This is a genomic window from Agrobacterium tumefaciens (assembly GCF_031801495.1).
In the GTDB taxonomy this organism is placed as follows: domain Bacteria; phylum Pseudomonadota; class Alphaproteobacteria; order Rhizobiales; family Rhizobiaceae; genus Agrobacterium; species Agrobacterium tumefaciens_K.
In genome coordinates this window covers 1,297,355-1,322,643 of the sequence record NZ_JAOEGC010000002.1, presented here as the reverse complement: position 1 = coordinate 1,322,643, position 25,289 = coordinate 1,297,355, and the positions used below count along the sequence as shown (strand labels likewise).

20 protein-coding genes are annotated in these 25,289 nt (G+C 59.2%); 14 read left to right on the top strand and 6 right to left on the bottom strand.

Annotated elements, in window-relative coordinates; genetic code table 11:
* Positions 1-19 precede the first annotated feature (19 nt).
* From N7578_RS15840 to N7578_RS15790, 11 genes are all read left to right on the top strand, one after another.
* The gene (locus tag N7578_RS15840) at positions 20-2,332 is read left to right on the top strand and encodes a molybdopterin-dependent oxidoreductase (protein WP_311111242.1); all 2,313 of its coding nucleotides are present in this window, start codon (positions 20-22) and stop codon (positions 2,330-2,332) included.
* A gap of 465 nt (positions 2,333-2,797) precedes the next feature.
* Positions 2,798-4,444, top strand: a complete 1,647-nt coding sequence (locus tag N7578_RS15835; protein ID WP_311111241.1) for an ABC transporter substrate-binding protein — start codon at positions 2,798-2,800, stop codon at positions 4,442-4,444.
* A gap of 37 nt (positions 4,445-4,481) precedes the next feature.
* On the top strand, positions 4,482-5,492 hold the full coding sequence (locus tag N7578_RS15830) for an ABC transporter permease (protein WP_311111240.1): 1,011 nt from the start codon (positions 4,482-4,484) through the stop codon (positions 5,490-5,492).
* Positions 5,489-6,337: an ABC transporter permease gene (locus N7578_RS15825; RefSeq protein WP_311111239.1), complete on the top strand. Its 849-nt coding sequence runs from the start codon at positions 5,489-5,491 to the stop codon at positions 6,335-6,337. The genes N7578_RS15830 and N7578_RS15825 overlap by 4 nt, the downstream gene beginning before the upstream one ends.
* Positions 6,316-8,043: an ABC transporter ATP-binding protein gene (locus N7578_RS15820; RefSeq protein WP_311111238.1), complete on the top strand. Its 1,728-nt coding sequence runs from the start codon at positions 6,316-6,318 to the stop codon at positions 8,041-8,043. Before N7578_RS15825 ends, N7578_RS15820 begins: the two co-directional genes overlap by 22 nt.
* Positions 8,040-9,128, top strand: coding sequence for an LLM class flavin-dependent oxidoreductase (locus N7578_RS15815; RefSeq protein ID WP_311111237.1), 1,089 nt, complete (start codon positions 8,040-8,042; stop codon positions 9,126-9,128). Before N7578_RS15820 ends, N7578_RS15815 begins: the two co-directional genes overlap by 4 nt.
* A gap of 165 nt (positions 9,129-9,293) precedes the next feature.
* Entirely contained in the window at positions 9,294-10,397 is a 1,104-nt protein-coding gene (locus tag N7578_RS15810) for an LLM class flavin-dependent oxidoreductase (RefSeq protein ID WP_311111236.1), read from the top strand.
* 116 nt (positions 10,398-10,513) lie between these two features.
* Entirely contained in the window at positions 10,514-11,695 is a 1,182-nt protein-coding gene (locus N7578_RS15805) for an acyl-CoA dehydrogenase family protein (protein WP_311111235.1), read from the top strand.
* Positions 11,696-11,708: 13 nt separating this feature from the next.
* A complete protein-coding gene (msuE, locus tag N7578_RS15800; protein WP_311111234.1) occupies positions 11,709-12,269 on the top strand; it encodes an FMN reductase in 561 nt (186 codons plus the stop codon).
* Positions 12,270-12,324: 55 nt separating this feature from the next.
* Positions 12,325-13,329, top strand: coding sequence for a C-terminal binding protein (locus N7578_RS15795; protein WP_311111233.1), 1,005 nt, complete (start codon positions 12,325-12,327; stop codon positions 13,327-13,329).
* Between the two features lie 409 nt (positions 13,330-13,738).
* Entirely contained in the window at positions 13,739-15,082 is a 1,344-nt protein-coding gene (locus N7578_RS15790; RefSeq protein WP_311111232.1) for a PLP-dependent aminotransferase family protein, read from the top strand.
* A gap of 422 nt (positions 15,083-15,504) precedes the next feature.
* Here the strand turns inward: N7578_RS15790 and N7578_RS15785 are convergent, their stop codons facing one another.
* On the bottom strand, positions 15,505-18,402 hold the full coding sequence (locus N7578_RS15785) for an autotransporter outer membrane beta-barrel domain-containing protein (RefSeq protein WP_311111231.1): 2,898 nt from the start codon (positions 18,400-18,402) through the stop codon (positions 15,505-15,507).
* A 396-nt stretch (positions 18,403-18,798) separates the two neighbouring features.
* Positions 18,799-19,989 (bottom strand): chromate efflux transporter, encoded by a 1,191-nt coding sequence (gene chrA, locus N7578_RS15780; RefSeq protein WP_311112527.1) that lies wholly within the window; start codon positions 19,987-19,989, stop codon positions 18,799-18,801.
* A gap of 219 nt (positions 19,990-20,208) precedes the next feature.
* Between chrA and N7578_RS15775 the strand changes: the two genes are divergently transcribed.
* The 3 genes from N7578_RS15775 to fghA are packed head-to-tail and all read left to right on the top strand — an operon-like array spanning position 20,209 to position 22,209.
* Positions 20,209-20,655 carry a YaiI/YqxD family protein gene (locus tag N7578_RS15775; RefSeq protein ID WP_311111230.1) on the top strand — a complete coding sequence of 149 codons (447 nt, stop codon included), beginning with the start codon at positions 20,209-20,211 and terminating at the stop codon, positions 20,653-20,655.
* A gap of 21 nt (positions 20,656-20,676) precedes the next feature.
* A complete protein-coding gene (locus N7578_RS15770) occupies positions 20,677-21,339 on the top strand; it encodes a DUF1345 domain-containing protein (RefSeq protein ID WP_311111229.1) in 663 nt (220 codons plus the stop codon).
* A 36-nt stretch (positions 21,340-21,375) separates the two neighbouring features.
* Positions 21,376-22,209: an S-formylglutathione hydrolase gene (gene fghA, locus N7578_RS15765; RefSeq protein ID WP_311111228.1), complete on the top strand. Its 834-nt coding sequence runs from the start codon at positions 21,376-21,378 to the stop codon at positions 22,207-22,209.
* A gap of 44 nt (positions 22,210-22,253) precedes the next feature.
* On the opposite strand, the gene N7578_RS15760 is transcribed toward fghA, so the two are convergent.
* From N7578_RS15760 to N7578_RS15745, 4 genes are read right to left on the bottom strand one after another with little or no spacing between them, the layout of a single operon-like run.
* Positions 22,254-22,742, bottom strand: coding sequence for a hypothetical protein (locus N7578_RS15760; RefSeq protein WP_311111227.1), 489 nt, complete (start codon positions 22,740-22,742; stop codon positions 22,254-22,256).
* 60 nt (positions 22,743-22,802) lie between these two features.
* Positions 22,803-23,597, bottom strand: coding sequence for an ATP12 family chaperone protein (locus tag N7578_RS15755; protein ID WP_311111226.1), 795 nt, complete (start codon positions 23,595-23,597; stop codon positions 22,803-22,805).
* A 30-nt stretch (positions 23,598-23,627) separates the two neighbouring features.
* The gene (locus N7578_RS15750; RefSeq protein ID WP_311111225.1) at positions 23,628-24,284 is read right to left on the bottom strand and encodes an HAD family hydrolase; all 657 of its coding nucleotides are present in this window, start codon (positions 24,282-24,284) and stop codon (positions 23,628-23,630) included.
* On the bottom strand, positions 24,281-25,273 hold the full coding sequence (locus N7578_RS15745; protein ID WP_311111224.1) for an RluA family pseudouridine synthase: 993 nt from the start codon (positions 25,271-25,273) through the stop codon (positions 24,281-24,283). The genes N7578_RS15750 and N7578_RS15745 overlap by 4 nt, the downstream gene beginning before the upstream one ends.
* Positions 25,274-25,289: the final 16 nt, after the last annotated feature.

Genomic DNA, 25,289 nt, shown 5'->3' with positions numbered 1-25,289 from the left:
GTGACGCGAGGGAGCCTCAATGAATTCGTTTAAACCCCACAGCTCCCATTGGGGTGCATTTTCCGGTCGCTTCGAGAATGGCCAACTCGAGATCCGCCCTCACCCCGATGATCCGCATCCCTCGCCGCTGCTCGGCAATCTTGCAGCGGTCGCGGACAGTCCGGTACGGATCAAACGCCCGGCAGTCCGGCGCGGCTGGCTTGAGGGCAAACCCGGTCACGAACAAAGCCGAGGTGCAGACGATTATGTCGAAGTCAGCTGGCCCGAAGCAACGGCCCTCGTCGCGAACGAGCTTCAGCGTGTCTACCGCGATTTTGGTCCACAGACGGTGTTCGGAGGATCTTATGGCTGGTCGAGTGCGGGGCGTTTCCACCATGCGCAAAGCCAGATCCATCGTTTTCTGAATGTGCTGGGCGGTTATGTCCGGTCAGTCAACACCTATAGTTCGGGCGCGGCAATGGTTGTCATTCCGCATGTTCTCGGACCATACGATCACGTCGACCGCAAGAGCGTGACCTGGGATGCCATCGAACGCAGCACCGAGCTGGTGATGGCATTTGGCGGCATGGCAATCAAGAATGCGGATGTGCACGGTGGCGGCATCAGCAAACATGTCGTCAGACAAAAGCTGGCCGGTGCAAGCGCACGTGGCGCCAGTTTCATATCGATCAGCCCCGTCCGGGATGACTTCCCGGCCGAGGTGAATGCGCAATGGCTGCCAATCACGCCCGGCACCGATGTCGCCCTCATGCTGGGACTGGCACATGTGCTGGTGACGGAAGGGCTGCACGACCGGGCGTTTCTCGACCGATACACCGTCGGTTATGCGCGGTTTGAAGATTATCTCCTCGGCCGGACGGACAACCTCCCCAAGAGTCCCGAATGGGCGACGGGCATCTGCGGTATCGGTGCCGATGCCATAAGAGAAATAGCCCGCAAGATGGCTCGTTCCAGAACGCTGATCACCGTCAGCCACTCCCTGCAGCGTGCCGATTTTGGCGAACAGCCGGTCTGGATGGGCATCGTCCTGGCGGCGATGCTTGGCCAGATCGGGTTGGATGGCGGCGGCTACTCCTACTCGCTTGGAGCGCTTGGCAATATCGGCAAAAACCTGCTGGCCGTTCCGCTGCCAACGCTCAACCAGTTCAGAAATCCGGTGACGGATTACATTCCCGTTGCGCGCATTGCCGACATGCTCCTCAATCCGGGTGATGCGTTTCATTATAACGGTCACGCCCTGCGCTATCCGGATATTCGCCTTGTCTACTGGGCTGGAGGAAACCCGTTTCACCATCATCAGGACATCAACAGGCTGCGTGCGGCGTTCAAAGTGCCGCAGACCATTATCGTTCATGAAAGCGCCTGGACATCGACCGCCCATCACGCCGACATCGTGTTGCCCGCGACGACGACGCTCGAACGCGACGATATCGGCGCGGCAGACCGGGACGATCTGATGATTGCCATGAAGAAACTGATCGAACCGGTGGGTGAAGCCAGGGACGATTACGCCATCTTCTCCGACATCGCACGCCACCTCGGCCACGCCGACGCCTTTACCGAAGGACGCAGCAGCCACGAATGGCTCGCTTTCCTCTACGAAACAACCCGCAAAGGGCTTGTCGCTGGTGGCTACGAAGCGCCTGATTTCGACGCTTTCTGGGCAAAGGGAGAGTTGAGATTGCCGGTCAAGCCCGATGATGGCGGGCCGGCCCACGCCTTCCGGGCAGATCCATCCGCCCATCCGCTGAAAACCCCATCCGGCAAGATCGAAATCTTCTCCGAGACAATCGAGGGATTCGGTTATGACGATTGTGGAGGGCATCCGCGGTGGTACGCCAACAGAGATGGAGCCGCAGATGACATCGCCCAATATCCGTTGCATCTCGTCTGCAACCAACCGCATCAAAGGCTGCACAGCCAGCTCGACTACGGTAGTTTCAGCCGCTCCACGAAAATCAAGGGCAGAGAGCCGGTCCGGATCAACCCGATCGACGCGGCAGCGCGCGGTATTTCAGAAGGCGATATCGTCAGGCTGTTCAACAGCCGTGGCAGTTGTCTGGCTGCAGCAGTGCTGAGCCGTTCGGTGCGCAACGGCGTTATGCAGCTCGCAACCGGCGCATGGTTCGAGCCGGACGATCCGGCGGCCGACAACGCCATGTGTGTTCATGGCAATCCGAATGTCCTCACGCGCGACATCGGAACGTCACAGCTGGCACAGGGTTGCACAGGGCAGATTACCAGGGTGGAGGTCGAACGTTTTACAGGAGAGTTGCCGCCGGTTCGCATTTTCGAGGAAATGACGTTCGTTAAGACAGTGACGAATGATTGATCTGCCCTGCCCCGCTTCGTCGCGGTCAGCACGCCATACGCTGGCCGGAAACGGCGCCGTCAGTATCGGCAGCACTCGGAAACGACGATCCTAACACCTTCGGAAACGGCAATAAAATAATCCATAATTTCTCTAGAAAAAGAATAACTAGTCTTTCTCCTTTGACCGACCCTGCTAGGCTATAGGTCATGATAGGCATACCAAAACAAAGGGATTGTTCGATGGCAGAACAGCATACCCGCATACACATCTCCCGATGTATGTGACCGCTGACGGTTAAGCTGTAGCGTGGGGCTCATAACCCGACTGGCCGTTTCGACAGCCTAAAACACACCATATCGACCATCTGGCAGGAATTCCACCCGCTCGGCTTGAGCTGCAGCGGAAGCGATCTTTCGTGCGCCGTTTTACGGCAGCTGGTGGTCGAAAACATAAAACACGAACCCGTACATTCAGGACAAATTCATGACCGAACGTTCTTCCCTATTTTCAGTTTCCAGACGCCGCGTTTTGACTTCGGCAGTGGCAGCGGCCGCTCTCATCGCAACCACCGGGTTCAACCCGGCTCTTGCTTCCGACACCCCGCACGATGGTGGTGACGTCACCTTCCTGATCGACTCGCTCGGCGACACATGGATTCCAAACAACAGCGCCATCTCCAGCTTTCAGGGACATATCTGGGGCCACGTTACCGACAAGCTGGTCTACGTCGATGCCGAAGGCAAGGCGAGCCCATGGCTTGCCGAACGGTGGGAGCAGAACGACAAGGCAACCGAATTCACGCTCCATCTGAAAAGTGGCGTGACCTTCTCCGACGGTTCTCCGCTTGATGCTGCTGCCGTCGTCGCGAACCTAGATATCTGGTACGCAGGCCGCAAGGGCGAAGGCATCAACCCGATCGGCCTGTTCCCCAAGACCTATGACCACGCAGAAGCGGTCGATGCCACGACCGTGAAGGTTTTCTTCAAGAAGCCCACGCTCGGCTTCATTCCGACGCTGGGTTATCACGGGTCGATCCTGATCTCGCCAAAGAGCATTGCGCAGCCTGCGTCGCAACAGGCCGATCTGAGCAAGACCGCAGGCAGCGGGCCTTACGTGGTGGAATCCTGGAAAGAGGGCGACCATGTTACCCTCGTCAAGCGCAAGGACTACAACTGGGGTCCCTCCGCAGTCGGCCACACTGGTCCCGCATTCCTCGACAGCATCACCTACAAGCTGGTGTCCGAACCGTCGCTTCGTGTCGCATCGGTGCAGTCCGGCCAGGCGGATATTGCCTATAACGCTTCCCCCCAGGAACTGAAGTCGCTCAAGGAAGAGGGTTTCACGGTTGCGACGCCGCGCTATCTCGGTTTCGTCAACGGCTGGGCCGTCAACACCAAACACGCCCCCTATGACGACGTCAAAGTCCGTCAGGCTTTGCAGGCCGGTATCAACCGTCAGGAAATCATCGATACCGTCTACACTGCAGACTGGAAGCTGCCAACGTCGTTCATCCAGAGCAACGTGCCGGGCGCGGCAGATGAAAGCGCCCTTCTCGCATATGATCCAGCCAAGGCGGAAAAGCTTCTTGACGAGGCTGGCTGGGTCAAGGGTGCCAATGGTATCCGAACCAAGGACGGCAAACAGCTGGAGCTGACGCTCCACTCCAACCCCTATCTTGCCACCTCCAAATCCGTGGATGAGCTCATCTCCCAGCAACTCGGCAAGCTTGGCTGGAAGGTCAATATCCGCGCTTATGACGTCGTGACCTTCGGAGAAAAAGTCAAATACGGCGGCCCGGCCATTCCCACCTATGAGGTGACGCGCAGTTTCATCGACGCTGGAACCGTGGCCAGCATTCTGACCAATGCCAACAATGGCGAGAACTGGTTCGCGCTCGATGATCGCGATGCGACACTGAATGGACTACGCGACAAGATCGCGGGTGCGGCTTCTCTGGAAGAACGCAATCCGCTTCTCAAGGAGCTTCAGGAATATGTACTCGGGCAGGGCTATTTCATTCCGAGAACACAGATCGTGCAGCGCATCTACGTCCAGTCCCCGAAACTGAAGGGCGAAGTGTATAACGGCGTTGCTTACGCCAGCTACTACACGGCTTTTCTGGCCGACTGATAGCCATCGCAAAACTCAATCCGAGAGGGTCGCCTGCGTGAGAAATGCCTACCTGACCTACGCTGCCAAACGGCTCGGCCAAGCGGTGATCGTCATACTTCTGGCCTACGTCTTCACCTTCGTGGTCGTCAGCATCCTGCCTGGCGATCCGATCACCAGCGTTCTGCGCAATCCACAAAACGGGTTCACCGAGGAGGAAATTGCGCAGATCATCGCGGCGCAGGGCCTCGACAAACCCATTATCGTCCAGCTCTGGAATTCCCTCTCCGGATTTTTGACCGGCGACCTCGGTGTGTCGATGCGGTCCAACCGGCCCCTCTCGACGCTGATCGCCGAAGTTCTTCCCTCGACACTGATTCTGGCGGGGGCAGGACTTGCGGTAGCCTTGATCCTGGCAATGGCGGTGGCTTACGGCACTCGCTTTGTCCCGAAACGTTATGGTCAGGGATTGCTGCGCGGATTCCCGTCGCTTTTCCTGTCAGTACCGAATTTCGTGATCGGTCTGATCCTCATTCACGTCTTCGGTTTCCAGATCGGCCTCTTTCGGGTGATCAATCCGGACAGTTTCTGGGCAACGCTGTTTGCGGCAATCGCACTCGGTATACCTGTCTCCGCGCAGATAGCCGAAGTCCTGATTGCAAACCTCGACAAGGAAGCCGAGCAGGAATATGCGACCGTCGCCCGTAGTCGTGGCATCGGGCGGGCCAAACTTTTCGCCAAACATCTGCTGAAGCCTGCTTCATTGCCCGTGGTAACCGTTATTGCCCTAACCGTCGGCGAATTGCTGGGTGGTTCGCTGATTACCGAAACGGTCTTCGGGCGCACCGGCGTCGGTAGTCTGGTACAGCGCTCGGTCAGCACACAGGATCTTCCCGTCCTGCAGGCCGTCGTGTCCCTCGGAGCCGTGGTCTTTGTTCTCGTCAACCTGATTGCCGACCTCCTTTACCCGCTGCTTGACCCACGCGTCAAAATTCTGGGCGGGGCGAAACGGCGCGTGACCACATCGGACGAAACCTCCTTCGACGCCACCAAGACGGTGACACCATGACCTTCGTCTCCAACTCATCCTTACCGGGCGCCGGTCTGGCCGGCCGGATTGCCGCCATCCGGATGCCCGCGACCGTGGCTCTTTCATTCCTGATCGTCGCCATCGTCATCGCATGGTCGGTGCTTCCCGGCCTTTTCACCAGCTACAGTCCGGTGGTCGGCGTCCCCGCGGACAAACTGCTTGGGCCGAGCCTCAGCCATTGGTTCGGCACCGATCACCTCGGGCGCGATGTCTATACACGCGTCGTCTACGGCACGGCCTCCTCCGTTTCGAGTGCTCTCGTCGCCGTTGTGATCGGCGTTGTCGTCGGCGGCATCATCGGGCTGCTGTCAGGCTTTTTCGGCGGCTGGGTCGATGTCGTCTTCGCCCGGCTTGTCGATGTCCTGCTGGCTATCCCGAAGTTTCTCCTCGCCGTGATCGTCGTGACCGCAATCGGCTTTGAAACCATCAACGCCGCCATTGCCACCGGCGTTTCGGCGGTCGCGATCTTCGCACGCGTAGCCCGTGCGGAAGTCATCAAGACACGACAGGCAACCTTCGTGGAGTCGGCCTTTCTGCTCGGTGGCTCGCGCTGGTTCATTCTCTGGCGCCACATCCTGCCCAATGCATCGCGCTCGATCTTGCCACTCGCCGTGCTGCAGTTCGGTGAATCCATCCTCGTGATCGCCAGCCTCGCCTTCCTCGGTTATGGCGATCCGCCTCCCGCATCCGATTGGGGTCTGCTGATCTCGATCGGCAAAGACTACCTGAAATGGCCGTGGCTCGTTTACGCCCCTGCCTTCATCACCATCTTAACAGTCCTCTCCGTGAACAGGATCAGCCGATGGCTCCGCAAAACAGACTGACCGCATCTTTCCTTCGCGACGCAACGACCGCACCGGCAACCCAGGCCGACGCCCCTCTTCTGCGCGTCAACGATCTGTCTGTTGCCTATGAAAAGCAGGCGGTCGTTCACAATGTCGGCTTCGAACTCGGACGTGGCAAAAGCCTTGCCCTGATCGGAGAATCCGGGTCCGGCAAATCCACCATCGCGCGCGCCGTTTTGCGGTTGCTGCCCAACGGAGCACACGCCAGCGGCCAGGTCCGCTTCGAAGAGCAGGAGCTGCTGGCGCTTCCCGAGCGTCGGTTCCGTCCGCTTCGCGGACGCGCCATCGGTTTCGTGCCGCAGGATCCCGGCAATGCGCTCAACCCGGTGCGCACCATCGGCGTACAGGCCATGGAAGCCGCCGCTCTGACCGATGAACCGAATGCGGCGATCCGCAAGGCGCTGGTCCTCGAAACATTCGCTCAGGTTGGGCTCGATAACCCTCAACGGATCTATGATTCCTACCCGCATCAATTGTCGGGCGGCATGTTGCAACGGGTGTTGATCGGGCTTGCCGTCCTGCCGCGCCCGGCACTTCTGGTGGCGGACGAACCGACATCCGCTCTGGACGTAACGATCCAGAAGAGAATTCTCGACCTGCTGTCGCGCCTGCAGCACGAGCTGGATATCAGCCTGCTTCTGATTACCCACGATCTGGCGATTGCGGCAGAACGCACGAATTCCCTCGTCGTCCTCAAGAACGGCCATGTGCAGGAAGCCGGCAAGACATCGAATATCTTTTCGTCCCCGGCGTCGGCCTATGCCCGGAAGCTGCATGCCGATGTGCCTGCCCTCAATCCCGACCGTTATGCCAGGCTGCGCGATCCGGGCTTGCGTCGAGGCAAGGCCGGAGATGCGCCGAAGATTGACGTCAGTGCTGTCACGAAGAAGTTCACCGTCGACGGAAATGTCCTGACAGCCGTCGACGAGGTATCCTTCAGCGTCGCAGCCGGCACGACCCATGCGTTGGTGGGCGAATCCGGCTCCGGTAAAACCACCACGATCCGCCTGCTGCTCGGGCTTGAGCAACCGGATGAGGGAGAGATTTCCGTCGCTGGCGAGCGCCTGGCCGGGCGCTCAACCGCATCGCTCAGATCGGTCTGGCGTCATCTTCAGCTCGTCTACCAGAACCCGTTTACCTCTCTCGACCCGACCTGGACCGTGGAGCATCTGGTACGAGAACCTCTCGACCGGTTCAAGATCGGCACACAAGCGGAACGCGATGAACAGGTCCGGGAGGCTCTGGCCAATGTAGGACTTGCCGAACATCTTCTCACACGCAAGCCGGGCGCACTTTCGGGCGGCCAGCGGCAACGCGTGGCTATCGCGCGGTCGCTAGTTCTCAAACCGGATGTCATCGTTCTCGATGAGCCGACGTCTGCTCTCGATGTCAGCGTGCAGGCCGGTATCGTCGAGGTGCTGCTCTCGCTACAGGCCAAACTCGGATTGACCTATGTGTTCGTCTCGCACGATCTGGCACTTGTCCGCCAGCTCGCACATACCGTTTCCGTGATGCGGCACGGCAGCATCGTCGAACATGGAGCCGTTTCCGACATCTTCGACAATCCGCAACACCCCTATACCGCTGCACTCCTCGAATCCATTCCCGCGGGCTTTGCTGACCCGGCACGCCAACCGCAGCAGCAGACGCCGCATCGCATTCTCCGGGAGGAGCGAATAGCATGACAATCGCGGTACCTGCCAGCACCCTGCCCGCTTCGTTTCGCCCGAAGCTGAGATTGGGCTTCAACACCCGGGTTTCGTTCAATGACGATGCCGGGCCGGCGCAAGGATTGCGCGACGGGATCGAACTCTACAAGGCGGCCGAGCGGTTGGGCTATCAGTCCGGCTGGGCCTATCAGCGACATTTCGATCACTACCTGTCGTCACCACTGCCGTTCTTTGCAGCGGTCGGCCAGCATACACGAAAGATCACCCTTGGCTCGGCCGTCATCCCGATGCGATATCAGGACCCTATCCTGCTGGCAGAAGCGGCGGGAACCACGGATCTTCTGATTGATGGCCGGTTGGAACTTGCCATTGCGACCGGAGCCAACGCCGCTTTCGATGCAGTATTTGGTGCGTCCGACACCGACGCGCGCACCGAAGCCAAGCGCCGGCAGGCACGTTTTCTTTCAGCCATCTCGGGCGAGGTTCTTCACACCGTCACCGAGGCCGACCCCGGCAGTTCTCCCGGTGCAGAATTGCGCGTAACACCGCACAGCCCGACGTTGCGTTCGCGCATTCGTCAAGGGTCGGCCAGTCTCAGCTCCGCGATACAGGCGGCAGAACTCGGTATCGGGCTCATCTCCGGGACGGTTCTGCACGACCACGAGGACGGCGAGACGTTCGGAGAATATCAGGCCCGGCTGATAGAGGCCTACCGTACCACATGGCGCAAGACATGGAAAACAGAGCCGCCGCCGGTTGCAGTCGCCGCTTCCATTCTCGTCGGCACAACTGCCGAGCTGCGCGACAAATACGCGGCCTACGATCTCGAGCGCCGTACGAAAGGCATTGCAGCATCCCGTCCCAAGGGCGCGCTAGCACCGGTTGCGCAGCCGGTGGGAGCGCAGATTTCTCCGGTCTTTCAGGGTACACCGGATCAGGTGATCCAGGCGGTCTATAACGATCCCGGCCTTGCTGCGGCCGATGAGGTCGTCTTGTTCCTGCCACCCGCATTCGGTCTTGCCGAAAATGTGCGCCTGCTGACGGACCTTGCTCATGAGGTGGCACCCGCCTTCGGCTGGTCGCCCGCGCTGGACACATAAGCAGGCAACAGTTCAACCGGAACATGACGTAGACGCAATGTCTACGCGCCGGGTCGCAGTGGAGAATATTTTCTACGTAATCGATAGAAAAAGAAAGACCTGTCTTCCTCATCTCATTGCGCCAACCTAACCTTGCCCCACATTCGGAAAAACCCAGGAGCTCCCATGACCGCGGAATTCATCAGCGTCAGCTTTCCCAACGCATCGAACGACCTGACCCCACTTCCCGACGCCCCCGTCGACCCGGCTTTTCTCGAACGTTACGCCCGTGCGCTTGACGATTATGGTTTCAACTACACGCTGATCCCCTACTCCTCGTCGTCCTTCGATCCCTTCACAATTGGCGCCACGGTTCTGGCACATACGAAGAACATCAAGATCATCGTGGCATTGCGGCCGAACACCGTTTATCCGACGGTTGCAGCCAAATCCCTGGCGACACTCGATCAGATGAGCGGCGGCCGCGTGGTGGTCCACTTCATCGCCGGTGGCAGCGACGAAGAACAGGCGCGTGAGGGTGACTTCCTCAACAAGGAAGAGCGCTACGAACGGCAGGAAGAATATATCCGTATTCTGCGCCTTGCCTGGACGTCGAAGGAGCCCTTTGATTTCGACGGAAAATACTATCAGTTCAAGCAGTTCCGCAGTGCCGTGCGTCCGACAAACGGGCTCATTCCGATTTCGCTCGGTGGTTCCTCGGATGCGGCGTACCGGATCGGCGGATCGCTCTGCGACATTTTCGGGCTCTGGGGCGAACCCCTGAAGGAGACCAAACAGCAGATCGACCGGGTCTATGCGGAAGCCGCCAAGGCCGGCCGAACGGACCGCCCGCGCATCTGGGTCACCTTCCGTCCAATCGTTGCAGAAACCGACGAACTGGCTTGGGAAAAAGCGCACCGAGTTCTCGATAAACTGAATGAAAACCGCCAGAAAGGCCTGGCCCGCGCTCCCGTCAATGCCGCCACGCCCGCCAATGTCGGTTCCCAGCGACTGCTCGACATTGCCGCACGTGGCGATGTGCACGATCGTGCCCTCTGGTATCCGACGGTTACCGCGACAAATGCAAGCGGTGCCACAACGGCGCTCGTCGGCTCTCCGCGCACCATCGCCGATTCCATTCTCGACTATATCGATCTCGGCGCGGATCTGATCTCGATCCGTGGTTATGACAACTACAACGATGCGGTCGACTACGGTCGCTACATCCTGCCGCTCGTTCGCGAAGGCATTCGCGAACGCGAAAAAGCCAAGAAAAAGAACGCCGCGTGACGCAAGCGGTCTGGTCTCAGACACCAGACCGCACGGCCTTCTTCGTTCAATGCAGGTAAGCGCCCCCTCTCTCAATGAGGAGGCCGTTGCCTGAAAGCCAGAAAGTACCAAGCTGCATGTCCTACGATCCAATCGTCCTCGACGCCACAACGCGCATTCTCGCCGAGGCAGCACCTGACGCGGATCAAACCGGTCAATTCCCGTGGACAGGTATTCAGGCCGTTCACGAAGCCGGTCTGCTCGAAAGTACCGTTGCCGCCCGTTATGGCGGTGACGCCGCCACGCTGAGCGATGCAGCGCATATTCTCGCAGCGCTTGGAAAAGGCGATCCATCGGTCGCGCTGATCAGCGCCATGACGATCTTCAACCATCTGGGTCAGGCGTCCAAAGGCCATTGGCCTGAAGCACTCTATCGTCGACTGCTGGCGGAGGCGAAACATCAACCGCTGCTGCTCAATGCCGCACGCGTCGAACCCGAACTGGGATCGCCGGCGCGTGGCGGTCTGCCCGCCACCCGTGCTCACCGCACCGCGACCGGCTGGTCAATCAGCGGCCGGAAGCGGTTTGTGACGGGTGCTCACGGCCTGACCCATTTCCTGGTCTGGGCACACACAGACGAGGCATCGCCGCGGGTCGGCACCTTTGTCGTTCCGAACAGACTGTCGGGTATCACGGTGATTGAAAACTGGCAGAGTCTCGGCATGCGCGCCACAGGCTCGCACGATGTCGAATTCACAGATGTCGAAATTCCCTCAGAAAACGTGCTGGAACTGGTCGACCCATCGGTCGCCCAGCAGGACAATCGCGCCCATGCCGCAATGACCCTCGCCCTGACCGCCATCTATCTGGGAGCAGCAGAAGCGGCACAGGAAGCCTTCATTCGTTTTGCCTATGAGCGCGTTCCAGCCAATCTCGGCCGTCCGATCGCGGAAACCGAACGTTTCGTGTCATTGTCAGGTGAGATCGACCTGCTTGTTTCCGGGGCTCGGCAGATCATCTTCAGCGCACTGGAAGGCAGCCTGAACGATCCAGACCGGTTGATCCGCGCCCGATTGCTGTCTGGCCGGCAAATCCGGGATGCCGCACAGATTGCGGTACGCGGGATCGGTAACCCCGGATTGAGTGCCAATTTAGGCCTCGAGCGGCATTTCCGCGATATCCAGTCCGTGCTGGTACACGCCCCGCAGGAGGACACGTCCGTCTCGATCCTGGGACGCTCCGCCTTCGAGCGCTGGAAACGCGAACAAGCCGCACAAGCCAGCCACCCATCGATCGTATCCATTCTCAAGACTGCCTGAAAGGAACTTCTCCATGAGCAATAACCTGATCGTCGGTTTTTCGGGCAATCTCGCTCGCCCTTCGAGCACAAGGCGCTTCGTTGAGAACGTGACGGAATCTCTGGCAGCGCAGTCGGGGCTGCGGCACGCAGTCTTCGACGTCGAAGATCTTGGGGCATCGCTTGCCACAGCAAGGTCCGTATCCGATCTCGATCCTGCCGCCCGGAAGATCATCCAGACAATCATCGAGGCAGAAGCGCTGGTCATCGGCTCCCCGACCTACAAAGGCAGCTATACGGGCCTGTTCAAACATGTCTTCGACCTGCTTGACCCGACCGACCTGCGCGGCAAGCCTGTCATTCTAACCGCGACCGGTGGCGGGGATCGGCACGCGTTGATCGTCGAGCATCAGTTGCGGCCGCTCTTCGCCTTCTTCGAAGCCTTCGTTCTTCCGACCGCAATATACGCATCGAGCAAAGACTTCACAGACGGCGTGCCTTCGCCGGTAATCCACAACCGCGTCAATCAGGCGCTGGCAGAGGCATCACGGCTTGTTGCCGCACGCTCATTTTCGGCAACAATTGCCGCCGAGTAGAATGCGGTTCTTGATGCTTCGATGACCAAGGACAGGGATTGCAGGGACGCAGAGCATGACATCCGCCAAAAAACATGTGGTTGGGATTACCGACCACATGATCGGTATTCCAGACCTTGAAGCCGAAGTGCTCGGTCCTGACGTCGAAATCGACTTCTTCGCAAGCACAGACGAGTCGACCTTTACGCCCGAGCGTCTGGCACGGCTTGATGCCTTGCTTGTTTGGGGGGCTCGACTGGGTTCCGTCACCATTGCCCATCTCAACCGTTGCAAAGGCGTCGTCCGCTATGGTGTAGGCTATGAGAAAATCGACCTTGATGCGCTCGACGCCGCAAATATTCCCTTCGCCAACAATCCCGACTACGGGACCGAGGAAGTGGCGGATCACGCTCTGGCAATGATCCTTTCCCTGCATCGGCGATTGTGGGAACACGATGCCCGTGCGCGGGGATACACATCGGGTTGGCAGGTGCACAGTCTGAAACCGCTATCACGCTCCAACAAGGCGACAGTGGGCGTCATCGGTGTCGGGCGGATCGGAACAGCGGTTGTCAATCGGCTGAAACCTTTCGGTTTCCATGTCCTCGGGTATGACCCATGTCAGCCACCCGGATATGAAAAGGCCGTCGGATATGAGCGCGTCGAACGACTGAACGAAGTTCTGGCGCGTTCCGACATCATCACGCTGCATTGTCCGGCCAACGCAGAAACACGCGGCCTGCTTGACGCCCAGGGGCTCGCGTCTTTGAAACCGGGAGCAATAGTCGTCAACACTGCGCGCGGAGAATTGATACCCGATCTCGACGCGGTGGAGCTGGCGCTTAAAAGCGGACAGCTTGCCGCTATTGCCATCGATACGCTCCTCAAGGAGCCGCCGGGTAACCATTCCCTGTTGACGGCGTGGCGTGACCGTGAAGACTGGCTTGCAGGCAGGCTTGTCATCACCCCGCACAACGCATTCTATTCTGACCATGCCGCGGTAGAGATGCGCCGAAACGCAGCGACAACCGTTCGGATCCTGCTCAACGAAGGCCGGCTGCGCAATCAGATCAAATCATAGCGAATGTGGTTACTTTTCAAGCTGAAAAAGCCAAACGTTTGATGGCAACAGGAGCCAAGGCCGAGTGTAGGCCGAAGCGCGGTCAACTGCGACCGAGCCTCGTTTGAGGTGACATTTCGGGGACTTGCTGTGCAAGGCGCATCGTGCCGCCATGCGTCGGGCAGATATCCCGTCGTTTAAAAGATTGCCCATCTTCAAGCGCTGATCCAGCAAGCAGCATTCAACAAGACAGGTACAGAAGCGCATGGAAGCTTTGCTTCGGAACCTGCCGCCGCCTGCGACATTTTGCGCGAGTTGCAAATTGGGCTTCATTTCCGAATGTCCGGGTGATAGGTAAAATGTATGGATACACGACCATACAATATCGGTTAGGACTATGTGGAAAGCGCGAATTGTCGGCGGTGGCCGCATGAAATATATCGGACTGGTGGATGCTCTGGAACAGGACATTCAGGCGGGTATCATTACGGCGGGTGACCGGTTGCCACCGCAGCGCTCCATCGCCGAGGCGCTTGGCGTCGACCTGACAACGGTGACCCGGGCCTTCAATGAAGCACACCGCCGCGGGCTCATAGAAGCGCAGATCGGCAGGGGCACCTTCGTGAGGGACTATTCGAGCGAGCGCAGTTCGAAGGCTCGTTCCGCGCCAATCGATCTCAGCATGAACATTCCATGTCAGCCAAAGGGCGTCGATTTCCAGCAGTTGATACCCAAAGGGGTTGGGGCAGTGCTTGCGAACAGCAAGGGACTTCTGAACCTGCATTATCAGGATAGTGCCGGTGCGGAACCGGACAGACAAGCAGCAACCCGATGGCTCAAGCAGCGTATCGAGACTGCGGATTTCGAGCGTATCGTCGTTGCGGCCGGTGCCCAGAGTGCGCTTTTTTCCATCTGCGAGCTTTTGCTGTCGCGGGGCGACACCATCGCCGCCGGCGAATTTACATATCCCGGTTTGAAGGCTGTCGCGGCTCAAATGCGTTTGGCAATCGATCCGATCGCAATGGATGACGAGGGACTGCTACCCGAGGATTTCGAGCGCAGTTGCCGGATCAGGCCGCCAAAGCTTGTGTACGTGATTCCGAATATCGATAACCCGACGGCTACGACGATGCCAGCACAGCGACGTGCGGCCATTGTGGAAATTGCGCGCCGTTACGGCGTGACGATCGTGGAAGATGATCCTTACGGCCCCCTGCTTGAGGCACCGGGCCGCAGCTTCGCGGACCTCATGCCGGAGGCGACCTGGCATATCTCGACACTTTCGAAGTGTGCGACACCGGCTTTGCGGGTTGCCTATGTTCTCGCGCCAAAGTCGGCAGGTTCCGTGCAACTTGCATCCGTTACCAGAGCCATGATGCTGATGGCGCCTCCGCTCATGTCAGCACTGGCAAGCAGCTGGATAATGGATGGGACCCTCGCTGACGTGACGGCCGCCATCAGACGCGAAACGCTGGCAAGGCAGATGCTAACTTCATCACTGCTCGGTGACTTTGATCGCTCCGCCAACATGTTCGGCCATCACCTGTGGCTACGGCTGCCCAGCGGCCAGCGCGCCGACGATCTGGTCGAAGCAGCGGTGCGCGCGGGCGTTCTCATCGTTCCAAGCTCTGTCTTTGCCGTTGGGACGTTCACGACGGAAGCTGTACGGATTTCCCTCGGCGTCGCGTCAGACCGCAGCGAACTCGAGGACGGATTGAACCAGCTTGCCGGTCTTGTCGTCCAGCCATCACCGCTTGCCCGGATGATCGTCTGAACAGCCGGTCCGGAAACATCGGGCAAGTCCATTTATGCCGTGTGAGAGATCCTCAAGACGGATAGTGTCAAACAATAGCCAGGAGATATTCAAAGTCATGGAATGGGTAGATTGGTTCCCTTTCGTCTTCTTTCCGTTCAAGATTCTCGTGCTGGGCACGGGTATGTTCTTCGCCATCAAGTGGCATTACGATCAAGGTAAGAAGAAATAACAAAACCGGCCGACATTAGCGACCGAGGAATACACCGTGGACTCCTCGGAATGGTCTGCCATATCCTGCGATGCGGCAACATTTGCCTGACCGGCTATTGGGCAGCGTCGAGCCTGCGGCACACCCGGTGCGGTTCACCTTTTCTCGACCGGGCATTCCGAGAAGGGGCAAAAGTGTACGCCCCTTCCCTTTTCATTGGCATCTGGTTGCCCTACCACTTCACCCGAAAACCGGCAGTACCGCCTAGAGCATAGCGGTCTGCGAAGGCGTTGAGTGCCGTCCTGGCGCTCAGTTCGCCGTAGACGGAGAAGCGCTCTTCCTTCCACGTCATGGAGCCTCCGAGCGTCAGGCCTGCCCAAAGCCGCTCGCCATGGCTATCGAAGCCGACATCCGAGACGTCGACGGTCGTGCCGTTCAGGAATTCGTTATAGAGATTGGCAACGCCATAGATGCGGCCGCGCACGGCCCCGCCGTCCTTGTTCTGCCATGCCTCATCGCGTTCCACCGCCACACCCAGGCGGCCGATCAGGCTGTCGCCGTCTTTCAGCGATACACGTGCACCGAAGCGGTCTTTGAACGTCGAGAAATCGACCGAGGAATATACGAGCTGCGCCTGCGGTGTGATAACCCATGCAGCGGAGGTGAAACGGCGTCCGGTTTCAAGGCTCAGCGCATAACCGAAGCCGTTGCTGCTGTTTATGAGAGCGCCATCTACCAGATCGGATCTCAGGGCGGTATCGTACCAGGTGGCCTGCCCCACGGCGTCGGCGTAAAAGCCGTTATTTCCATACCAGCTCACCGTTGCGCCGATGCCATACCCCGTCGTGTCGACCTCGCCATTGCCGTAGACCGAGTGAATATCGCCGGTAATCGTGCCGAGATGGGCAGTAAGCCCCCCGATCAGACGGCCTTTGGCGCTCTCGTAAACGTCACCGTCGACGCCGCCTTCGGCTTTCCAGAGATCGTAGTCGTAGGTAGCGCCACTGGTGCTGGATTTCGGGTCAATGCTGCCGTGCATGCCCTTCGTGCGGAACCATACGCCATCCGGACCGGATGTCCCAACCGGCTCCAGATCCGTCTGCCAATAGCGGTTGCCGACCCGCTGTTGCAAGGTGCCCAGCTCGTTCAGAATCTGCAGCATCTGCGGATAGGCTTCGTAGAGCGCAACGCCCGGCTGATACAAGGGGTCGGTCGTAGACAGGGACGCGTCAAAAACGGACCGCAGATACCAGTCTCCATCCACCCCCTGATACAGCCGGTAGGCGTAAGCGCCGCCGACCACGGCCTGATCGCCCTCATAAACATAGTCACCGAGCAGTGAGAAAGCTCCGGCAGAGGTACCGGCGACATCGACGATCTTGATGCCATCCGCCGTCAGCGCACCGTCACCATCGAGGTTGGTCACGCTGACATGGGTGTTGCCGGAGGTGTTGCCGGTCACGAACAGCCGGTCTGTGGCCGAGGCATCGTCGCCCAGCACGCTCTCAATCGCCAATGTGCCGCCATTGCCAAGGTAATCACCTGCGATGGTCAGCGTGCCGATGCCGTTGCTGCCCGGGGCGATGATGCCCCCGGTCTGGTTGGTGGTGTTGCCGACGGTGCCAGTTCCAGCAAGCGTGCCGGAGATGACATCCACCACGCCTCCCAATGTCGCGTTTACTTCGAGTATGCCGCCGTAGATGCTGCCAGTACCGGAAAAGCCGGTCTGGGCGGCATTGAAGATGGTGCGGCCAGCATATTGGTTGATCGCACCGCTGCCATTGATGGGCGTGTCGAACACGTAGCCGGATTCGGTGTGGTTGAAATTGATCTCGGCGCTCGCGGCAAGTGTCACCGCCGAGGCGACGAGCGTACCGGCTGCCTGTGCTGCCTGACCGGTAACGCCACCGATGTTGAGCGATGCGTTGCTGTCCGCATCCGTGCCACCGATCCGCAGTTCGTTTGCGCCGCCATTGACGATGACCGCGCCATCGTCGGCGATGGTCAGCACACCCGTTCCGAAGGTGCCGACATTGATGTTGGTTGCGCTGAGTTCCGAGCCCTGACCGGAGACGAGCACGCTGAAATCAGGAACGACGGCACCTGCTGCCGTGGCAATGTTCATGGTCGTTGCAGTCACGACGCCGCCGTCCAGAATGGAGAGCGAGCCTTTCTGCATGGCGAATGTCGCGCCAGTATCCCAGCGGGAGCCGTTGCCCGAAACGAGAGCGGTCACATTGGCGCCCGCGTAAGCCGTGGCAGAAAGCCCACCCCAGTTTGTCGCGGCACTGATGTCGACCACGGCGCCATCCAGTATATTGATGGTGGTGGTGCCGTTATAGGAGCCGAAGTTGTTGCTCTGCAGGCTGGACCCGGCACCGAGAACATTGACGGTCGCGACACCCAGCGAATTGATCGTATGGACGCGGATAGCCGACGTGCCCGTGGTGAGGGCCGCACCATCCTGAATGGTGAGCGTCGCAACCGTGCCGGAGGCATTGCTGAGATCGACGTTATCCGAGCCGGTGGCAATCAGGCGCGTTCCGGCACCCGATACGGTCACGCTGCCGTTGGCGCCAGCCGATCCGGCAATGTCGAGCTGCGAGACTGTTGCGCCAAGCGATGTTCCGAAGACGACATCTGCGCCGCCATTCACCACCAGCGCACCATGGTCGACGGTGATGCGGCTAATGCCGGATGCCGCGGCATCGACCAACAGTGTTCCATCGCCATTGACGGTAAGCACTGTGTTGGTGCCTGCCAACTGGCCGGAAAAGGTCAATGTCGCCCCACTGGCGATATCCAAGTTGGCCGCTGTTGCGAAGGTCAGCGTGTAGCTCGCCGTATCCACGGTGATGTTGCTGCTGACTGTCGGAAGCGTGCCGGTAACCGAAAAGCTGCCCGTCAGCACAATAGTGGAAGAGGTATCACCACTCGCTGCGGCGTCGGTGATGGCCTGATTGAGTTCCGTCTCGTTCGATGCCGTGAAAGTGGCGGAAAACGACGGCCGCGTGAAACAGCTGAGTGCCAGCACGAAAACGGAAACACCGGAAAGAAAATGCGCCATCCTGTTCGATTTTCGTGTCTGCCGCCCATGGGCATGCAGCGACGTAGAGGTCTGTGATTCCAAGTTTGTATCCGCTCCAAAAAACGATCGCCGCGATGCGGCACCCAGCGCCTCGACGCCTCCCCTGACTTGCAAAAACAAGGCAGAGTTGCGGATGCAAAAAGTCGGATAGTCGAAAAAAAGAACAGTCGAAAGAACGAGATTTTCTGGATAGCTTTTTGGGTGACGGAGGGCGCGGATGGCGCAAACCTCTCCGTAAACCCTACTTAAACCAACGGCTTAAAATTACCTTAGCCTCGATAATCCCGGTTTCTAGGCGGTATCGGAGGACCAGCCATGGTCCCAAAGGGCAGAACGACCGAGATGTGGCAGGAAGCGCCGTTCCTGCAGGCTAAACGTGCGTTTTGCGGCGCGACAAAACACCTTTGTCTCGCCTCTGAAAATGGTCGCCGGAGATCGTCAGGAGAGCAGCATTCCGCCAAGCCCCATGAGCACCACGACGAGCCAAGGCGGCGCTTTCCAGACGGCCAGAAGAAGGAATCCGGTCAAGGCCAGCGTGAAATCGTAGGCGTTCAGGATGGCGCTGGTCCAGACCGGGCTGTAGAGCGCTGCACCGAGTATGCCGACGACGGCGGCATTGGCGCCGCGCATGCCAGCCTGTGCCATGGGCAGTCTGCGAAAACTGTTCCAGAATGGCAGCGCGCCAACAAGCAGCAGGAAACCGGGCAGGAAAATCGCGATCAGACCAATGATTGCGCCAGTAATGCCATTCGGCGGCGACTCCATGGTTGCGCCGATATAGGCAGCAAAAGTAAACAGCGGCCCCGGAACGGCCTGAGCCGCGCCATAACCTGCCAGAAAGACATCGTTTGAGATCCAGTTCGGTGTCACGACTTCTGCCTGCAAGAGTGGCAGCACGACATGACCGCCGCCGAACACCAGCGAGCCGGATCGATAGAAGGCATCAAACAGGTTCACGCCCTGTGAGCCTGCAATGGCCGCAGCGAGAGGCAATCCCACAAGCAGGACAATAAACGTGACGAGACAGGCAGCGCCGACGCCCCGTGACACCTGAAACGACAGATGTGTCGTATCCGCGACGGTACCACTCCGACAGAACACCAGGCCGGCGAGCATTCCGACCAGCAGTGCCGTTATCTGCCCCAGAGCACCTGCTGCAAAAACGACGATGGCCACGGCGGCAAGCGCGATGCTCGCACGTTCCCTGTCCGGCGCGAGACTGCGCGCCATGCCCCAGACCGCCTGCGCGACCACGGCGACGGCGACGATTTTCAGGCCGTGCAACAGGCCTGATCCGAGAGGGCCGTCAAAGGCCGTCGCCGACATCGCAAACATCAGCAGCAGGATCGCCGATGGCAGCGTAAATGCCGCCCAGGCGGCGAATCCGCCCAGCGGCCCTGCCCGCAGCAGTCCCAACGCGAAACCTACCTGGCTCGAGGCAGGCCCGGGAAGAAACTGGCAGAGCGCAACAAGATCGGCATATCCGGCTTCATCGATCCACCTGCGACGCACCACAAGCTCATCACGGAAGTATCCGAGGTGGGCGATGGGGCCGCCGAAAGAGGTCAGGCCAAGTTTCAGGAATGCGACAAAGACTTCCGTCGGCGTACCACCGGGCTGCTTTGCCATATCCTCACTGCCTGCGTCTGCCGAAGATGTCACGAACTGATCCCCTTGTCCCTGCTTTCGGTAACGCTATGCGGATGACCGATGACAGCTTTATGAAGGGAATCTCCGCAATTTGAAACCTGTTGGGTACGTCCGCCATTTCTACCCTGCTCAGGGGTTGGTAATCCCTTGGGTTGACGATAGAAAGCTCACGAACAGCCAAACAGCAGAGAAGCACCCATGCCGCAAATTTACGTCGATGCAGACGCCTGCCCGGTCAAGGCGGAAATTCTGAAGGTCGCGGAACGGCATGGGCTGGAAGTGACTTTTGTCGCCAATTCCGGGCTTCGGCCATCACGCGATCCGATGGTGCGCAATGTCATCGTTTCCAACGCTTTCGATGCGGCTGACAACTGGATTGCCGAGCATGCCGGAGAAGACGATATCGTCATCACCGCCGACGTGCCGCTGGCCGGAAGGTGCGTCGCGAACGGTGCCCACGTCACCGGTCCGACGGGGCGCGTCTTCGACAAATCGAATATCGGCATGGCAACCGCGATGCGTGATCTCGGTGCACATTTGCGGGAAACCGGCGAAAGCAAGGGGTACAACGCAGCTTTTTCGCCGCGAGACAGATCTGCGTTTCTGGAGACGCTTGACCGGTTCTGCCGCCGTGTCAAAAAGTGACCGGCCAGCCGGAGTGCGCCCATGACAACAACGTCCCAGAAAAGCAGCTCGTACCATCGGCATCAGCCGTTTTATATCGCCTTTTTCATCGGCGTTCTCAGCCTCATCCCGGCAGCGCTCCTCGTTCCGTCGATGGCGGTTGAAATTACGGCCGTCCTGTTCTTTCTGGTCTATCTCATCATGGTGGCGGTCCGTCTTCCGCACCTCACTGCCAGACATCTGAAAGCGCATGCCGATAGCGACGACCTGCCTGCGCTGGCGATCATCGCCGTAACGCTTCTGGCTGTCGGCGTCGCGGTCGTGTCGCTTTTCGAAGCCCTGAACCATACGGCCGGTCAGACGGTCTGGACCCTGAGCCTCGCCTTCGGGTCCGTGGTCCTTGGATGGCTGACGATCCACACCATGACGGCGCTTCATTATGCGCATCGTTACTGGCGTCCGACGAGCGTCGAGGGGAAACCGCAGCATCGTGGCGGAATGGATTTTCCCGCAACCAAAGAACCGTGCGGCTATGATTTCCTTTATTTCGCAATCGTCATCGGCATGACGGCGCAGACTTCCGACGTCGGTGTGACAACGACATCCATGCGCAAGGTGACGTTGGCTCACTCCGTCGTTTCGTTCTTCTTCAACACGATCCTCGTCGCGGCAGCCGTCAACGCTGCTGTTTCCCTGGCGAGCTGATCTTTTCAAATCCAGGCATCATCAAGGACCTATCTCATGAACATCATTTCGCAAAATACGGCGTTCGGCGGCATGCAGGGCGTATTTTCCCATACGTCCGAAGCCTGCAAAAGCGAGATGACCTTTGCCGTCTATGTGCCGCCGAAGGCAATCAACGAGCCCTGCCCGGTCGTCTGGTATCTGTCTGGCCTCACCTGCACGCACGCCAATGTCATGGAAAAAGGTGAGTATCGCCGCATGGCTTCCGAACTCGGCCTGATCGTCGTCTGCCCGGACACCAGCCCGCGTGGCAATGACGTGCCGGACGAACTGACCAACTGGCAGATGGGCAAGGGTGCCGGTTTCTATCTCAATGCAACCGAAACGCCGTGGGCCGAGCAATACCAGATGTATACCTACATCACCGAGGAGCTGCCCGCCTACATCGCCACGCATTTTCGCGCAGATATGAACCGTCAGGCCGTTTTTGGTCACTCTATGGGTGGGCATGGCGCAATGACCATTGCGCTGAAGAACCCCGACCGTTTCAAGAGCTGCTCGGCCTTTGCGCCCATCGTCGCCCCCTCATCCGCAGACTGGTCGGAACCGGCGTTCGAAAAATATCTGGGTGCGGATCGTGCAGCATGGCGGCAGTACGACGCCTGCTCGCTGGTCGAGGATGGCGCGCGTTTCCCTGAATTCCTGATCGATCAGGGCAAGGCCGACAATTTTCTGGAAAACGGTCTTCGTCCATGGCTTTTCGAAGAGGCAGTAAAGGGCACGGACATCGGCCTGACGCTGCGCATGCATGAGCGCTACGACCATTCCTACTACTTCATTTCGACCTTCATGGACGATCACCTGAAATGGCACGCCGAACGCCTCGGCTGATCCTGTCCGGAATCCCGCGCACTTTCCCGGTAGTTTCCGAACTGTCAGGGAAAGAGCGCGGTTGCAAGTGTCGCTGGACCGGGGCTGTTGAGGCGAAATTCCCGGATGACCCGTTCGGCGACACCGTAGGCCAGCTCCTGCTCAAGCGACTGGCCATTGAGGCCGACTACTGTTGCGGTGAATTTGGCTTCGGCAATCACCTCGCCCGTTGCAACGGCTGCGGCACGAACAACCACACGGGCTGATGCGCGTTCGCCGAAGAAAATGGAGTTGCGCGTTACCGATGCAAGGCGGATGGTCAGCACCACACGCGGCCGCATCTTTTCGCGCGCCGTGTTCTTGATGGCGTTCAGTACCTGCGCATGAATGGATTGCATGAGGGGCGCCGAGACGTCGGGTTTTGCCGCCACGAATGCACCGCGCACATCGTAAAGAAGCCGCCCGGCGTCAGTCGCTTCCGGCTCCAACCGGAACGACATGAGCGCGAAACACGCCAGCATAAAAATGCCAAGGCGCCCTGGACGAATGGACATGACCTGCGGCTCCCCTAACGTAAGGTAGCCGCATATTCGATCATCAGGGTTAAAAAAGCGTCAAGCCGACGCTTTCAGCGCCGCCAGAATGACGACCGCCGCCCGCATTTCAACGAGCTTGTAGGCGCGGCGTTCCAGCGCCTCTTCGTCCTCGCCCCACTGCTCGGCCGTCCAGTCCTCGTCGAGATGCGCAAGCGCCCAGCCTTCTTCGAGTGTCAGTTCCTCTTCCGCCACGGCAAGAGCCAGAATTGCGGAACCGGTCAGGGACGTCATGGTGTGAAGTGCGGCCAGTGCGATCGGCGTATCGTATTTGCGCAGCGTGAATGCAAATGCCGAAACGGCCTCCTTGGGCTGCTCCTGATGCATGACGCCCTCAACCAGAATGAAGCGTGCGCCGAGCGTGTTGGCGGCCCAGTCCAGAACCGGATCCCAATGCGTGGCCTGACGCTCCACCAATTTCGCGGGATCGCTGGCGCGATAACACAGGAGATCGCTGGAAGAGAAGCGCAGGATATCCTCGAATACAGCCTGCGTGTCGCTGGCAATGCCATCGATCGCCGTGTTCACATGGCGGGAGATCGGCATGAGCGCCGGATTGACGACGTCCGTCTGCGCGTCCCACTCATCGCGCAACAGCTCGGCCAGGGCCTTTGTCGGTACGCTCAGACTGTTTTTGGCGGGCGTGCGCAAGGTCTTGCCGTCCAAAAGAATGGCGAAAGTACCGTCTTGCGCCTCGGTCATCGTCACGTCCTTGTAAAAACGTTTCGGCAAGGGGCGCTGCATCTGCTTTTGCGCGCGCAGGATCGGATCGGGGTGGCTCAGCCCCTCGGAAAGATCGTTCAGGAGATCGCGCATTACACGTCCTTCTTGGTCGGTAGCATCGGCTTAACCGGGAACATAGGCCGGAATTTCGTTGGGATGGCTGACCACGGCATCCGCGCCGGCCTTCCAGAGGTCGTCAACCGAGGCGTAACCCCAGGCGACGCCAATCGCTGTCGCGCCCGCAGCCTTGGCCATCTGCATGTCATAGATCGCATCGCCAACGACGATAGTGTCTGCCGGAACCATGCCGGTTTCATGGCAGCATTCCGTGACCATGCCCGGATGCGGCTTGGACGGGCAATCGTCCGCCGTGCGCGACACGATGAAATGCTTACGCAACCCGTGCGTATCCATGATGAGATTGAGGCCGCGGCGGGATTTGCCCGTGACAGCCCCCATCAATACGTCGTCACGGCCTGCCAGCCGGTCGATCATCGGGGCGATGCCGTCAAAGAGCGGCTCTTGAAAACCCGCCTCGGCGCGCGTTTCCTGAAAGATCGACTTGTAATGCGCCGTCATCGCCGTCGCCTCTTCATCGACATGCGGCTTGCCCTGCATGCGGGCAATGGCGATATCGAGGGTAAGGCCAATGATTGCCTTCGTCTCGGAAATGTCCGGACGATCGTAGCCGAAATGCACGAATGTACGCGCCATGACCTCGTGGATCAGCCTTGCGCTGTCCACCAGCGTCCCGTCGCAATCAAAAAGCACGAGTTTCATTCATCGTCCCTGTCGCCATCGGCCTGATCGAAACCGAGCAGGTTCCAGCTCTGCACCATATGCGGCGGCAGAGGTGCGCTGACGCGGAGCCGTCCACCCGAGGGGTGCGGTATATCTATATGTCGCGCATGCAGATGCAGGCGTTTCTGAATGCCGCCCGGGAAATCCCAGTTCGGATCGTCGATGTAATATTTGGGGTCGCCGATGATCGGATGGCCCATATGCAAGGCATGAACACGAAGCTGGTGCGTGCGACCGGTGTAGGGTTCCATCTCCAGCCAGGCGAGGTTCTGTGCCGCCGTATCGATGACACGGTAATAGGAAATGGCGTGGTCCGCCCCGTCCTCGCCGTGTTTCGCGATGCGCATGCGGTCGCCGTCTTCCGTCTGTTCCTTGACAAGCCAGGTCGAGATCTTGTCCTGATGCTTGCGTGGAACGCCCTTTACCAGCGACCAGTAGGTCTTCTTGGTGTCTCGCTCGCGGAAAGCGGCCGTCAATTTCTGCGCAGCGCCACGGGTGCGGGCAACCACCAGCACGCCGGAGGTATCGCGGTCGAGACGGTGCACCAGGCGCGGCTTCTCGCCTTTCTGGTTCGTCCAGGCTTCCAGCAGGCCATCAATGTGACGGGTCACGCCGGAACCGCCCTGCACGGCAATACCGGCAGGCTTGTTGAAGACGAACACCTTGTCGTCTTCATGCAGCAACATGCGCTTCAGAAGATCGCCGTCTTCGGAATGCTTCAAGTCCTTGGAACCGATCGGACCAGTCTTGATCTTCGCATCGGACTCCATCGGTGGAACGCGCACCATCTGCCCCGGCTGAACGCGTGCGTCGGTCTTGACACGGCCGCCATCGACGCGCACCTGTCCGGATCGCAGCAACTTCTGCAGCTGGCCAAAACCGAGGCCCGGATAATGTATCTTGAACCATCGATCGAGGCGCATACCGGCCTCATCGGCCTCGACCTTGATATGCTCGATACCTGCCATAAAAATTCCAGTCTTT